The organism is Lelliottia nimipressuralis (assembly GCF_004402045.1).
GTDB classification, from domain to species: Bacteria; Pseudomonadota; Gammaproteobacteria; order Enterobacterales; family Enterobacteriaceae; genus Enterobacter; species Enterobacter chinensis.
Genome location: NZ_SOMG01000030.1, coordinates 1,149,105 through 1,162,663, shown reverse-complemented (window position 1 = coordinate 1,162,663; position 13,559 = coordinate 1,149,105). Strand labels below are relative to the sequence as shown.

Genomic DNA, 13,559 nt, shown 5'->3' with positions numbered 1-13,559 from the left:
TTGCATCATGCGTGGGTTTTGCCAACCTTATAGGGTGTAAAACTTAAAAGAATGATGACATGCCACCGAAAGCCCGACGTACTCCTTATGCGATCACCACGCATGGCGATACGCGCATAGACAACTATTACTGGCTACGGGACGATTCACGCTCCCGGCCAGAGGTGCTCGACTACCTGCACGAGGAAAACGACTATGGCCGCAAGGTCATGTCCAGCCAGCAAACGCTTCAGGACCAGTTGCTGAATGAAATGGTGCAGCGCATTCCCCAGCGCGATATCTCCGCGCCCTGGACCAAAAACGGCTATCGCTATCGCCATATTTACGAGCCCGGCAATGAGTATCCCATCTACCAGCGTCAGTCGGTGTTAAGCGCAGAATGGGACGAGTGGGATATTCTGCTGGATGCCAACCAGCGCGCTGCCCACAGCGAGTTTTATACTCTGGGCGGCATGTCCATTTCTCCGGATAACGCGGTGATGGCGCTGGCGGAGGATTACCTCTCCCGTCGCCAGTATGGCCTGCGTTTTCGCAATCTGGACACCGGTAACTGGTATCCTGAAATGCTGGAGAACGTTTCCCCGGATTTTGTCTGGGCGAATGATTCCGAGACGGTTTACTACGTCAAAAAGCATGCTTCCACGCTGCTGCCTTATCAGGTATGGCGACACACCGTGGGGACGGACTCCGCAGACGACGAACTGGTCTATGAAGAGAAAGACGAAACGTTCTATGTCAGCCTGCATAAAACCTCTTCACGCCACTATGTGATTATCGTCCTTGCCAGCGCGACGACGTCGGAAGTCCTGCTGCTGGACGCCGAACTGCCTGATGCCCAGCCGCTCTGCTTCCTGCCGCGCCGCAAGGATCATGAGTACAGCCTGGATCACTTCCAGCACAGTTTTTATTTGCGTTCGAATCGCGAGGGCAAAAACTTTGGTCTTTATAAAACCAAAGTGCGCGATGAGCGCAAATGGGAGGTACTTATTCCCGCGCGGGATCAGGTGATGCTGGAAGGGTTCACCCTGTTTACCGACTGGCTGGTGGTGGAAGAGCGCCAGCGGGGGCTGACCAGTATCCGGCAAATTAACCGTAAAACCCGGGAAGTGGTGGGGATTGCGTTCGACGACCCGGCCTACGTGACGTGGATTGGTTTCAACCCTGAACCCGAGTCGTCGCGGTTACGCTATGGCTACTCATCCATGACCACACCGGACACCCTGTTTGAGCTGGATATGGATACCGGGCAGCGTCAGGTGATTAAACAGACCGAGGTAAAAGGGTTTGAGTCTGAAAACTACCGAAGCGAGCACGTGTGGGTTATCGCCCGCGATGGGGTGGAAGTGCCCGTCTCGCTCGTCTATCACAAAGCACATTTCCAGAAAGGCAAAAATCCGATCCTGGTCTACGGCTACGGCTCTTATGGCTCAAGCATGGACGCCGATTTCAGCAGCAGCAGGTTAAGCCTGCTCGATCGCGGCTTCGTTTTTGCCATCGCCCATATTCGCGGCGGCGGCGAACTGGGGCAGCACTGGTATGAAGACGGGAAGTTCCTGAAAAAGAAAAACACGTTTAATGACTACCTCGACGTCTGCGATGCGCTGGTTGAGCAGGGCTATGGCGATCCGCAGCTCTGCTTTGGAATGGGCGGCAGCGCGGGCGGCATGCTGATGGGGGCGGTTATCAACCAACGTCCCGACCGCTTTAAGGGGATTGTCGCGCAGGTTCCTTTTGTCGATGTGGTCACGACCATGCTCGATGAATCCATCCCACTTACAACCGGGGAGTTTGAAGAGTGGGGAAATCCGCAGGATGAGCTCTACTACCGCTATATGAAAGAGTACAGCCCGTACGACAACGTGGAGGCAAAAGCCTATCCCCATATGCTGGTGACTACCGGTTTGCATGATTCTCAGGTTCAATACTGGGAGCCAGCAAAATGGGTGGCAAAACTGCGGGAACTGAAAACCGATGACAATCTGTTGCTGCTGTGTACGGACATGGACTCCGGACACGGCGGGAAATCGGGACGGTTTAAATCGTATGAAGGGGTAGCACTGGAATATGCCTTTTTGATAGGCCTGGCGCAGGACACGCTGCCAGGCCGTGCGGAGCGTTAAGCCTCGCCCAGATAATGTTTCAGCGTTAAGCGCAGCTCCGGGCTCATTTTGTCGAGGTTGTTATACAGCCAGCGCAAATAGCCCGGGTCTTTATCCGCAATATCCGACACCGCTTTGCCCCGGTATTTACCAAAGGTGAACGTGGTCAGAAGCGCAGGGCGACCGGTAATTGTCGCCATATCATCCGGCGTCCAGCCAGAGATATTCATTATATCAATGAGTAGCGCGGCGGTGATATAGCAGTCATACAGGGCGCGGTGATGGTGAAGTCCCTCGGGGGTACGAACGCTGAGCTTGCGGGACTTGTACAGCGCCATGTTACTGTATTTAATCCCCGGCCAGAGGCGGCGCGCCAGCTTCATGGTACAAATCCATTCACCTGGCATTTCAGGTAACACCCGGCGGTCAAAGCTGGCGTTATGCGCGACGTACCACGGGCTACCGTAATAGTGGGGAATGATCTCTTCTATCCATGGCTTATCCGCCACCATCGATTCGGTAATGCGATGGATAGCCATTGCCTGTGGGCTGATGGGGCGATCGGGACGCACCAGATGGCTCATTGGGTTGACGATTTTACCGTCCACCACGTCGACAGAGGCCACTTCCACAATTCCGCCCTGAAGATCGCAAGTTTCGGTATCGATGACGCGCAGCATGGAAAACTCCTGAGCTTAAAACGCTTAGCCTAAAGGAATGATATCGCCTTGCCAACCCCGTCTGCTGAGCGTGCCGGTTAACAGCAGCTCGCCTTTATCCGCCCGGACGATCAGCTGGCCTTTTTCATCCCACAGCGCGCTGCCGCCGCAGGCATTCGCCATTAACACCGCAATGGCATATTTATGCGCAAATCGCTGCAGGGAACTGATGGACTGCCGCCAGCGGTTATCCCCCACAGACTGACAGCTGGTAACAAGCGTTGCCCTGGGATCGAGAAGGGGGGAATCAGCATGTGCATCAATGATGGTGAGCTGTTTATCTCCTGGCACCAGACTTGCTCCGCTCCCCTGGGGATAGCGCAAAATGCTCTGGCGAGAGGGCGAAAACAGCACGAGGCCTTTCTGGCAGTGGCCATTCAGCTCAAGGGGGAGCCCGGCAATAACCGTAATCCGATAAAAATGTGCTGCGTTAAGCAGGGGTTGCAGCTGCGCGTCGCCGGGTGGGGAAGGTAACATCGGCGCGTCTGAGCCCGTCAATGAGAGTTCAGGGAATACCAGCAAATCGCAATGCTGCCGTGCTGCTTCAGCAATGAAGCGGAGGTGGTGCGTAACGTGTTCATCGATATTCTGATGCTGCCCGCCATACTGGGCTGCCGCTATATTCCAATGTGACATCGTGACTTCCTTATACACTGAGTCGCAGGGATTTAAGAATACACCTAAATTAATCAGGGTCTTCTTATCCTGGCAGATTCCGCGTAAGGAAATGTAACGACTCGTTAAGCTTATTTAACTTTAGGCTCGTACGGTAGACGTGAGAGGTTGACCGAGGCGAGACGGTGGGCGATTAACCTTTCGCGAAACCAGTCGCGCAGATGGGCGGGTTGTTCACGTTCAACGACTTCAGCCACGATGGGCATGTTGTAACGCTCTTTGAAAGCGACGCCAGCGGCAGCGAGATCGACATTCACTTTATCCATCTCGTCCTGAGGAAGGGCGGCCAGATTGATCTTCATTACCTTCTCCTTATTATGCGGCGGCAACGTTACCGCGATTGCACGACGATGACAAGCGGGGGCGGGATGATCCTCGACTCGTTTATTATACAGCATTATTCTTTAGCATACAGACATAACAAAAAGGAATGATTGCGATGAGTTTCTCCGCTTCCCGTGCGGTAGGCGCACTGGTTTTTCTGGCCTCGACTCTTGTTACGCCCTCCGTGCTGGCACATGCGCATCTTAAACAGCAGATCCCGGCGGCTGATAGCCTGGTAACCGCGCCGCAGGCGCTTACGCTGAATTTTTCTGAAGGTATCGAACCTGGATTTAGCGGTGTGGTGGTAACGGATGCGCAAAAGCAGGCCATCAGGACGGGTACCGCTACGCGAGACGAAAAGAACAAGGCTCAGCTCACCGTGCCGCTGGAGCAAACGCTGACGTCAGGGATTTACCAGGTCGACTGGCATGTGGTCTCTGTGGACGGCCATAAAACCATAGGCAGCTATTACTTTAGCGTGAAATAGCATGCTGGCGCTGTTTTATATCGGGTTGCGCTTTATCCATTTTGCGGCGCTAATGCTGGTTTTTGGCAATGCGCTTTACAGCGTCTGGTTTGCGCCTTCCTCTCTCCACCGTCTGATGTCCCGGCGTTTCGAGCAGCAGCAGAAAGTGGCGTCCTTAATCAGCCTGACGTCTGCTCTCCTGATGTTTATGCTGCAGGGCGGGTTAATGGGAAGCGGCTGGGGAGATGTGCTTGCCCCGGAGGTCTGGCGCAGCGTGATGGGGACACAGTTTGGTGGCGTCTGGCTGTGGCAAATTATACTTGCTGCGATTACGGTCGGTGCAGCATGGCTTGCACCGCTGAAAGGTTCTCGACTGCTGCTGCTCGCAATGGGCCAGCTTATCCTGCTCGCTGGAGTTGGGCACGCTGCGATGAACGAAGGCGCTATGGGGGCTTTGCAGCGTCTTAACCATGCTATTCATCTGCTATGTGCGGCGACCTGGCTTGGTGGTTTACTGCCGCTGCTGTTCTGCATGCGTCTGGCGAAAGGGCGCATGCAGAATGCTGCCATCTATACCATGATGCGCTTCTCGCGCGTAGGCCATTACGCCGTCGCAGGTGTGCTGCTCACCGGCGTTGTTAATACGCTATTGATTCTGGGCGTCCATATTCCCTGGCAGGCTGGCTACGTGCAGTTTTTGTTGTTCAAATGTGCGCTGGTGGCGTTGATGGTGGTAATTGCGCTGGCAAATCGGTATTTTCTGGTGCCACGGTTTCGTCCGGAGACCGGGCGGGCACAACAGATTTTTATCAGGATGACACAGGCAGAAGTGGTGCTGGGGGCGCTGGTGCTGGCAACGGTCAGCCTGTTCGCCACCTGGGAACCCTTCTGACAAGGTTAAATATCATATGAAAAAGACAGTACTTTCTCTCGTATTGCTGGCCTGCACGGGGAGCGCGCTTGCCGCACCGCAGGTTATCACCGTCAGCCGTTTTGAAGTGGGTAAGGACAAATGGGCTTTCAATCGCGAAGAGGTGATGCTGACCTGCCGTCCGGGCCATGCTCTGTATGCGATTAACCCGAGCACGCTGGTGCAATACCCGTTAAATGATACCGCAGAGCAGCAGGTGGCCAGCGGCAAGAGCAACGGCCAGCCGATCGGCGTGATTCAGATCGATGACCCCGCTCATCCGGGACAGAAAATGAGTCTGGCACCGTTTATCGAGCGCGCCGACAAGCTCTGCTAACGTTCAGGTTTCCAATAAAAAACCGCAGATGCTTGCGAAAGCACTGCGGTTTTTCACTTTTAATGATGCTCTGACGCTTTTTTTCCGACCGCTTTAACTGTGGACTGGAAAACCTGGCGTCGTCATCTATTCTTAAAAGGCAAGGCGACTTAGCCTGCATTAATGCCAACTTTTAGCGCACGGCTCTCTCCCAAGAGCCATTTCCCTGGACCGAATACAGGAATCGTATTCGGTCTCTTTTTATCTGTATGAAAGTAAACGCGTAATCCCAACGTTATCTTTTTCATACAGCGCGCACGTCCTGTACGTCCTGTTAAAACATAACACAACACAGCATGCGGAAGTCCAGCCCTTTTTGCCTGTTTTGTTAAATTTTCGTGTACAGTCAGCAAAAGCAAGAGCCGTGCTTAAAAGCGGGATTTAACGGACGCTTCAATTTCATCAAGCAGTTCAAAGCGACGGCGGTATTCGGCACGTTTTTTACTGGCAATCTCCTCAAGGGATTTGCGTTCCATCTGTAAGGGTAGCTGCCAGCTGAAGGTTGAGCGCTTTTGACCGTCGATAGAGGCCCAAAACTCGTCATAGCTGGCATGGAAATGGCGACCTTTACTCAGACGATAACGCAGCGCACGGAAGATGTGTCCTTCATCGCTGACCGCATAAATGGCTTTGATACCGGAGAGCGTTGCCAACTGGAAAAGCACTTCCATCAACACTCGCTTCGGGAAAAGACCATGACAGGCACGGGTTGCCTGTTTGATCACATCACGGGATACGCTGCGGCGTGGGCCCTGAAGACCGCCAATAACCAGAACATATTCGCCGTTTTCGCGGGCAACGCAAAATGTCACGCTTGCAAGCAGGGTGTTTTCGTTATCACGCAGCCACAGCGTACACTCGCCCTCACGCTCTGCTTTGCTGGCATTCATGGCATTGACGTTATAGCTCACGCCATCTTTGGCATGAAACTCAACGATTGATTGCTCTTGCGGTCCGGTTAAAGCGGCGATTAGCTCGGCGTCTTTCAGGGAGTCAATCCACTGATAATGGCTGATGATGGCGTCGGCCCGTGCGTTAGCGTTCATACCACGCATCAGATACTGGCGGTGTGTTTTACTTGGCAGGGTGATTTGCGATGCCAGCAACTGATCGAAATCGTCGCGGCGAGCCAGCGCATCGAGCATGCGATGCGTGGAAGACCAGAACAGCAGTGAACGTAACAGAAATTTGAGACGGTACTCGCGTTTTTGCCAGATAGGGCCTGGAACGAGTTTACCTTTCACCAGTTCGGAAATGATATGGGTACGATGCGAATGTGGCGCATCGTCTTGCAGGCGCGTATTTGACACGGGAAAACCTCAAAGTTTATGCAATGCATAGTTTAGGGGGCATGCAAAAGTGGATTAATACTGGTGAAATATTTATTTATCCTTAGTTTACTGTTTGTTTAGCTTTGTGAAAAGCGCTCCCGCAGAGCGTCGCTGCGCATATTCCAACTGCAACTATACTCCCTATGGGAGGTTCTATGTACCAGCGAATAGAGGGGCGACTGTGGCGTCACGTCTGGGTTGTCAGCGATATACATGGCTGTTACCAGCGGCTTATGGATGAGCTTAAACGCCGTCACTTTAACCCGTATGAGGATTTACTCATTTCTGTAGGCGATATGATCGATCGTGGCCCTGACAGCGTGAAATGCCTGCAGCTAATCAATGAAAAATGGTTTCGCGCCGTGCGGGGTAACCACGAGCAAATGGCAATCGACAGTCTGGATAATAACGATTTCGCGCTCTGGACGATGAATGGCGGAATGTGGTTTGCACATCTTGAACGCGACCAGAAACCGCACGCGTTGGCGTTGCTTAATGACTGTCGCCATTTACCGCATATCATTGAGATAACCTGTGCTAACGGCCTGAATGTGATTGCCCATGCCGATTATCCGGCAACCGAATACCGCTGGCAAAAGCCGGTCAGCGCTCAGCGCGTTTTATGGGACCGCGATCGGTTGATGGGGTTTATGGTAGGTAAAGGGCAGGGCATCAGCGGCGCGGATCATTTCTGGTTCGGACATACGCCCGTCGACAGAAGGTATGATTTTGATAATCTCCACTACATTGATACGGGCGCTGTTTTCGATGGTTACTTCACGCTGGCGCAGCTGCAGTAATAAATAACCCGCCTTCGGGCGGGTTCACTTTAGGTCAGGCAAGGCGCATGACCCAGGCATCGGTTTTGCTATCGTAATGCTCACGGTAAAGGACAGAATGTTCGCCATCAAGTATTGCCGGGACGCTGGTGTCTGCATCCCATGCATCAAGCTGCATACACAAATCCGGGTCGGATTTGCAGGGAATACTTAACGTTCGATCGCCTTGTGCTTCGCCGCGCAATTCTGCGTCGTCGATCTCAAAAGCGCCAATACGCACGCTGGTTTTCGTCATAGTGCTCTCCGGGTCGGTTGTCAAAATCTGGTATGACCAGTGCGATCACCCATTTTTTATCGTAGACAAGGAGAGCAAAATCGCCAGTAAAAAAATGCGCTTTTTTTCAGGCCGTGCGATCGTTACCGGTAAACAGCCGACCATCCCGAACCAGCTCGCGCGGATAGCTGTTTTTCAATCGGGAGCCGACCTTTTTTGCCAGTCCCAGCGGGTATCCCTGATACGTCACCACCACTTCATCGTTAGATGGCGTGTTTTCCGGATAGACATCGCGACCGCGGTACCACTCTTCAGCTTCCTGATGCGTCAGGGCGAAGGTATTGTCGTGACCGGCAAGCGCGATGACGGCCTCGTGCTGCCAGCGATACCCTTTATTATGGACTTCCGCCAGGCGGATCCCGATGCGGGAGAAACGGACTTTGCCAATCAGCGGCTCAATATTCGCCGGGAACAGCCAAATTTCTTTATCTCGCTGCCAGAGATGGAGCGTTTCATCCCAGCTAAGTCCTGCTTTACCCGCGGCGAGGGTGACCTGCCCGGCGTCACGGCCTTTTAGCGGTGCGAACGGGAAGTTGCCAACCTTAAACGTTGGGGCAGGCAGCGGGGCAACGGCGGCAGTTTTACGCAGACGGGCCACAAAGAACCCTTCGCAGTCGTAAATTTGCGGGAACACATGGAGGAAACCGTCAGGCGTGACGGCTTCATGCGCTGAGGCAAACAGATCGTTAAGCGGCAGGAACTCGACTGCATCCGGATATTGCGCTTTCAGCCACAGACAGACGTCTTCGTTTTCATCGCGGTTGAGAGTGCAGGTGGAGTAAACCAGCGTGCCGCCGGGGCGCAGGGCGTGAAAGGCACTCCCGATCAGCTCTCGCTGCGTGGCGGCGATCTCAAGATTGCTTTCCACCGACCAGTTCTTTAACGCATCGGGATCTTTACGCACCACCCCTTCGCCGGAGCAAGGGGCATCCAGCAGAATGGCATCAAAGGCTTCCGGTAAGGCGGCACCAAACACGCGTCCGTCGAAGTGCGTCAGGGCGACATTACGAATGCCGCAGCGGCTGATATTGGCATGCAGCACTTTCACACGACTGGCGGAAAACTCGTTGGCGAGGATCGCCCCGCGGTTACCCATCCGGGCGGCAATTTGCGTGGTTTTCGAGCCGGGCGCCGCAGCGACGTCCATCACGCGTTCAGGCGTATTACCTTCTGCGAACAGGGCGGCAACGGGCAGCATCGAGCTGGCTTCCTGAATATAAAACAGGCCGCTCAGATGTTCAGCGGTACTGCCCAGCGGCACGGCGTCTTCATCATCGCGTTCGATCCAGAACCCCTCAGCACACCACGGGACTGGCGTAAGCTGCCAGCCGTATGGCGCGACCAGCGTCAGAAAATCTTCGACGCTGATTTTCAGCGTATTGACGCGAATACTCCGGCGCAGCGGGCGCTGGCAGGCGGCAATAAAATCGTCTAACGACAGGTGAGAAGGAAGCGCCTCGCGCATCTGCGCCAGGAATTGTTCAGGAAGAAATACGGAGTTTTGAGCCACGGGCACACCACAGGGAAAAGTTCAGGTGCGCAGTGTAACATAAAGGCTCCGGTGCGTTGACACCGGAGCCTTTCAGATTAACGCGGCAGGGCCGTTCCCCATTCGCGCCACTCTTTCGGTTCACTTTCGAGCAGCAGGAAGTGTTTACCCGACTGCGCTTTCGGCGCCAGCGGTGTTCCCGGTGGTGTGGCAAACGCGATACCGCCGCGAATGAACTGGTTGAAGGTGCCGGTTTTCACCACGCCTCCCGTCAGGCCGAAGTCCAGCGAATAGCCGGATGCCAGCCAGAATACCGAGTTATTACGGACCAGGTGCTGGTACCGTTCGCTGATACGTAACGCCACCATCACGCGGTCGGAGAGCGTACCGAGCGTCAGGCCCGTGACCGTACCCACCTCAATGCCGCGGAACAGTACCGGCGTGCCGATATTCAGCGAGCCCGCTTCCGGCACTTCCACCACAATGCTCAGGCCGCCAAGGTAGCGTGAGTCGGTGATCGTGGCTTCCTGCAGCTCAAAATCACGGCGGGCATTGCCCTGGCCGGGCTCAACGTTGATGTACGGCTGCAGGATGGTGTCGAGATGCTCAACGCCCGCAGCCGAAATCTGCGGCGTGACCACCGAGAAGCGCGAACCCGTGCGGGCGAAGGTCTGAACATATTCCGGGTAAAGCACTGCGGTAGCTTGTACCTCGTTACGCGCGGTGATCAGCGTCAGCTTCTGGATCTGTCCGATATCAATGCCCAGATAACGGATTGGCATACCTTCCGCCAGCTTGCCGGCATCGAACGCGTGCAGGGTAATTTGCCCACCCACGGCACGTGCGGCGGTTTCGGACGGGAAGAGAATACGCTTATCGCCTTTACGCAGATTCGCGCCGGCACCGCTGAGATTATCGAAGCTAATCGCCCCGCGCAGCGCTCGTGAGAGCGGGGAGGCCTGCACGGTCAGTCCGTTGCCGTTAAGCTGAACTTTCGCGCCACCCTCGGCCCAGAAGACGCTGTTTGGTGTCAGCAGCTTGCGGTACTCCGGCTTGATATGCAGTTCGATATCAAACGCGTCCGCACGGGGGCGCACGGTGATCACTTCCCCGACTTCAAACTTGCGATACAGCACCACGGAGCCTGCCTGTACGTCCGGCAGCGTTTCGGCGCTTAATGTCAGCGTGGTGGTAGGGAGATCGCTCAGGCTGTTTTCAATCGCTTTATCCAGGTTGGCATACAGCGGGTAGCTTTCGCGCACGGGGCCTTTATCTCCTGGTAAAATACGGATGCCGCCGTTAACCCATTCGCTGGCGCTGGCACCGAGGAACTCCACGCCGTCCAGCCCAACTTTCACGTCGACGCGACTGTTCACCACGAATTTACTGTCGCCATGTACCAGGTCGCTGTATTGCGGATCGATGGCGACCGAGAACGTCACGCCATTCGCGGAGAGCTTACGCTCCAGCACCTGTCCGACCTGCACGCCGTGTAAAATCAACGGCTGTCCGGCTTCAATACCATAGCTTTCTGGTGCATTCAGCGTAACCGTCACTACACCCGGTTTTTGCAGCAGGGCTTTATCTGCCGGGGCAATCACGAAGCTATTGCTGGGTTGACCTTCACCGGGGATTAGCTCAAACGTATTGCCGGTCAGCAGGGTGCTGAGGCTGGCATCGTTCAGGGAGAGCTTCGGACTGCGCATTTCGATGCGCGTTTTCTCGCGCAGGAGGTCGACCACGCTAGGATCGACCGTCATTTCGCCGGTGACTGAGCCGCCCGGGTTGAGCGTCATTTTGGTGAGCTGACCAACCTGCAACCCCTGATACATCAGCGGCGTTGAACCAGCTTTTAGCCCCTTAGCATCGGGCAGGGCGAGCTTGACGATCACGCCGCGCTGGCTGTGCGCCAGGTCAGCGTACAACCCGAACGTGTCATCGGCGGAGGCAGGGCTTGAGTTTTCCGGGGAATCAAAGGCAATGGCGCCATTCACCAGTGCGGCCAGGCTCTCCAGCTTCACCTTCGCGCCGCTCAGGCTGAGGTCGGCGTCCACGCCGGATACGTTCCAGAAGCGGCTGCCTTTTTTCACCAGGTTAGTGAAGCGACGCTCGATCAGAACATCAATGGTGACGCCCTGTTTATTCGGGTTAATCGCGTAGTCGTACACGCGGCCAACCGGGATTTTTCGGAAATAGACCAGGGAGCCACTGTTCAGAGAGCCGAGATCCGGCGCCTGGAGATGGATCATCAAATCGCCGTTATTGAGACGGTATTTGGGCTGAGTATCCAGTGCCACAAAGTGATCCTGAGGCTCACCTTTGCCCGGCATCATGCCGATGTAGTTACCGCCCACGAGGGCATCCAGCCCGGATACCCCGGCCAGAGAGGCTTTCGGCGTCACTAGCCAGAACTGCGTTTCGCTGCGCAGGGCATCCTGCATGTCAGATTTAATACTGACCCGCACCTGTATCTTGTTCAGCCCTTTTCCAAGGGAGATGTCCTGAACCGTACCGACTTCAACCCCCTGGAAGCGAACAGGAGTTCGCCCGGCAACAATGCCGTCAGCGGTCTGAAAATCAATGGTGACCGTGCTCCCGCGATCTTCATAGCTCGTCCAGATAAGCCAGCCTGCAATCATCAGGGCGATGACGGGCAGCAACCAGAATGGCGAAATGCGGCGTTTTGTTTTAATTCTCGCTTCAGTCGGCGAAGCGGGGGTTTCCTGACTCATGTGCATCCCAAAGTAAGCGGCTATCCAGCCATTCCACAGCAAGAATAGTCAATATCACCGCAGAGCCGAAATAAAAAGCCGCGGGTCCCATTGTAAAAGCAAGTAACTGGTCGCGATTGATAAGCGACATCATCAGCGAAATCACAAACAGATCTAACATTGACCAGCGGCCAATCCAGGTGACGAATCGCAGAAGCAGAATGCGGGTACGTAAGCCTTGTTCACACTTAAAGTGAATGCTGATAAGCAGGGTAAACATCACCACGACTTTGGTAAAGGGAACCAGGATACTGGCAATAAAGACAATCGCAGCCACCCCGACGTTGCTGTGTGCAAGGGAGATAATACCCGAAAGAATAGTATCCTCCTGACGCCCGCCATTCACGTAAATAATGGAAATAGGAAGCATGTTGGCTGGGATCAGAAACACCAGAGAGGCGATAAGTGCGGCCCAGCATTTTTGCAGACTGTTGTTGCGTCGCAGCCTTAACGGAATGTGGCACCGTGGGCAACGTCCACGTGTGTCGGGTAACCCGGTGTAGTGGCATCCCAGACAGACGCGGAGATTTTCATCAGGACGTGTGGCGGGGCGTTGAGGGTAAAATCGCTCCCAGAGTTGCTCAACGTTTAGATGTATCAGCGTCAGAATGCTCAGCAATACCAGACTGATGAAAGCAAAGAGTCCGATGCCGGGCTGCAAAAATGCATAGTCCTGCACCTTTATTGACGCAACGCCCACGCCCACCAGATAAATATCCAGCATCACCCACTCTTTGAGTTTGTCCAGCATCAACAGCACCGGACGAAGGTTCATGCCAAGAATATTGCCTAACCAAAGATAGGCAATGGCGGCGACCAGCACCAGCGGCGCGCCGACGGTGCAGAACAGCACCATGGCGGCAGTGATTGGGTCGCCCTGACGGGTCATCTGCCAGATACCCTGCAGCACGTTGGCATCAATGCGTACGCCAAGCAGGTAGAGTTTCAGCAGCGGCTCGCTCCAGGCGAAGGGCATCAGCAGCAGCATGGTGACAGCCATCGCGGCGAGGCGGGTTAAAGACCAGTCGCGGCCGTCACGAATTTTGGCGTCGCAGCGGGGACAAAAGGCACTTTGGTGCGATTTCATCTTCGGCAACATAAAAAGCGTATCGCACTGGGGACAACGCTGATAATGTGCACGGGGCAAAGCTTTGCTTACCGTATGGACAGTTATCTTTCTTGTCGGCGTAATTTTGGTTGTTTTTAAGGCCATCAGCTGCGCACAAATAAGTATTGTTGAAAGTTATAATAACTCATGAACGGATTCATCTTGAGCATGAGCGCAT

General features: G+C 54.6%; 13 protein-coding genes. 5 read left to right on the top strand and 8 right to left on the bottom strand.

Annotated elements, in window-relative coordinates:
• The first annotated feature begins 59 nt into the window (after positions 1–59).
• Positions 60–2,120, top strand: a complete 2,061-nt coding sequence (ptrB, locus tag E3U32_RS23150) for an oligopeptidase B (RefSeq protein WP_134350670.1) — start codon at positions 60–62, stop codon at positions 2,118–2,120.
• Here ptrB and exoX read toward each other — a convergent pair.
• The 3 genes from exoX to E3U32_RS23135 form a co-directional block, all read right to left on the bottom strand.
• A complete protein-coding gene (gene exoX / locus E3U32_RS23145; RefSeq protein ID WP_047345922.1) occupies positions 2,117–2,779 on the bottom strand; it encodes an exodeoxyribonuclease X in 663 nt (220 codons plus the stop codon). The two genes, ptrB and exoX, sit on opposite strands and share 4 nt — an antisense overlap.
• Positions 2,780–2,803: 24 nt before the next feature.
• Positions 2,804–3,454 carry a carbon-nitrogen hydrolase family protein gene (locus E3U32_RS23140; protein WP_134350669.1) on the bottom strand — a complete coding sequence of 217 codons (651 nt, stop codon included), beginning with the start codon at positions 3,452–3,454 and terminating at the stop codon, positions 2,804–2,806.
• Positions 3,455–3,564: 110 nt separating this feature from the next.
• Complete coding sequence (locus E3U32_RS23135; protein WP_013096102.1) at positions 3,565–3,795, bottom strand: DNA polymerase III subunit theta; 231 nt, start codon at positions 3,793–3,795, stop codon at positions 3,565–3,567.
• Positions 3,796–3,932: 137 nt separating this feature from the next.
• On the opposite strand from E3U32_RS23135, the gene yobA reads away from it, so the two are divergent.
• Genes yobA through E3U32_RS23120 form a run of 3 tightly spaced genes read left to right on the top strand, consistent with a single transcriptional unit; the run spans position 3,933 to position 5,530 of the window.
• Positions 3,933–4,304, top strand: a complete 372-nt coding sequence (gene yobA, locus E3U32_RS23130) for a CopC domain-containing protein YobA (protein WP_134350668.1) — start codon at positions 3,933–3,935, stop codon at positions 4,302–4,304.
• Between the two features lies 1 nt (position 4,305).
• Positions 4,306–5,175 (top strand): copper homeostasis membrane protein CopD, encoded by an 870-nt coding sequence (gene copD, locus E3U32_RS23125; protein ID WP_134350667.1) that lies wholly within the window; start codon positions 4,306–4,308, stop codon positions 5,173–5,175.
• A 16-nt stretch (positions 5,176–5,191) separates the two neighbouring features.
• Positions 5,192–5,530 (top strand): YebY family protein, encoded by a 339-nt coding sequence (locus tag E3U32_RS23120; protein ID WP_134350666.1) that lies wholly within the window; start codon positions 5,192–5,194, stop codon positions 5,528–5,530.
• A gap of 407 nt (positions 5,531–5,937) precedes the next feature.
• Here E3U32_RS23120 and E3U32_RS23115 read toward each other — a convergent pair whose 3' ends face one another.
• Positions 5,938–6,879: a VirK/YbjX family protein gene (locus tag E3U32_RS23115; protein WP_134350665.1), complete on the bottom strand. Its 942-nt coding sequence runs from the start codon at positions 6,877–6,879 to the stop codon at positions 5,938–5,940.
• Between the two features lie 176 nt (positions 6,880–7,055).
• Between E3U32_RS23115 and pphA the strand changes: the two genes are divergently transcribed.
• Entirely contained in the window at positions 7,056–7,700 is a 645-nt protein-coding gene (pphA, locus tag E3U32_RS23110; RefSeq protein ID WP_134350664.1) for a protein-serine/threonine phosphatase, read from the top strand.
• 34 nt (positions 7,701–7,734) lie between these two features.
• On the opposite strand, the gene E3U32_RS23105 is transcribed toward pphA, so the two are convergent.
• From E3U32_RS23105 to yebS, 4 genes are all read right to left on the bottom strand, one after another.
• The gene (locus E3U32_RS23105) at positions 7,735–7,974 is read right to left on the bottom strand and encodes a YebV family protein (protein ID WP_008500472.1); all 240 of its coding nucleotides are present in this window, start codon (positions 7,972–7,974) and stop codon (positions 7,735–7,737) included.
• A 106-nt stretch (positions 7,975–8,080) separates the two neighbouring features.
• The gene (rsmF, locus tag E3U32_RS23100; protein WP_134350663.1) at positions 8,081–9,523 is read right to left on the bottom strand and encodes a 16S rRNA (cytosine(1407)-C(5))-methyltransferase RsmF; all 1,443 of its coding nucleotides are present in this window, start codon (positions 9,521–9,523) and stop codon (positions 8,081–8,083) included.
• A 77-nt stretch (positions 9,524–9,600) separates the two neighbouring features.
• Positions 9,601–12,234, bottom strand: coding sequence for a PqiB family protein (locus tag E3U32_RS23095; protein WP_166790975.1), 2,634 nt, complete (start codon positions 12,232–12,234; stop codon positions 9,601–9,603).
• Positions 12,203–13,486 (bottom strand): membrane integrity lipid transport subunit YebS, encoded by a 1,284-nt coding sequence (gene yebS, locus E3U32_RS23090; RefSeq protein WP_134350661.1) that lies wholly within the window; start codon positions 13,484–13,486, stop codon positions 12,203–12,205. The genes E3U32_RS23095 and yebS overlap by 32 nt, the downstream gene beginning before the upstream one ends.
• Between the last annotated feature and the right edge of the window lie 73 nt (positions 13,487–13,559).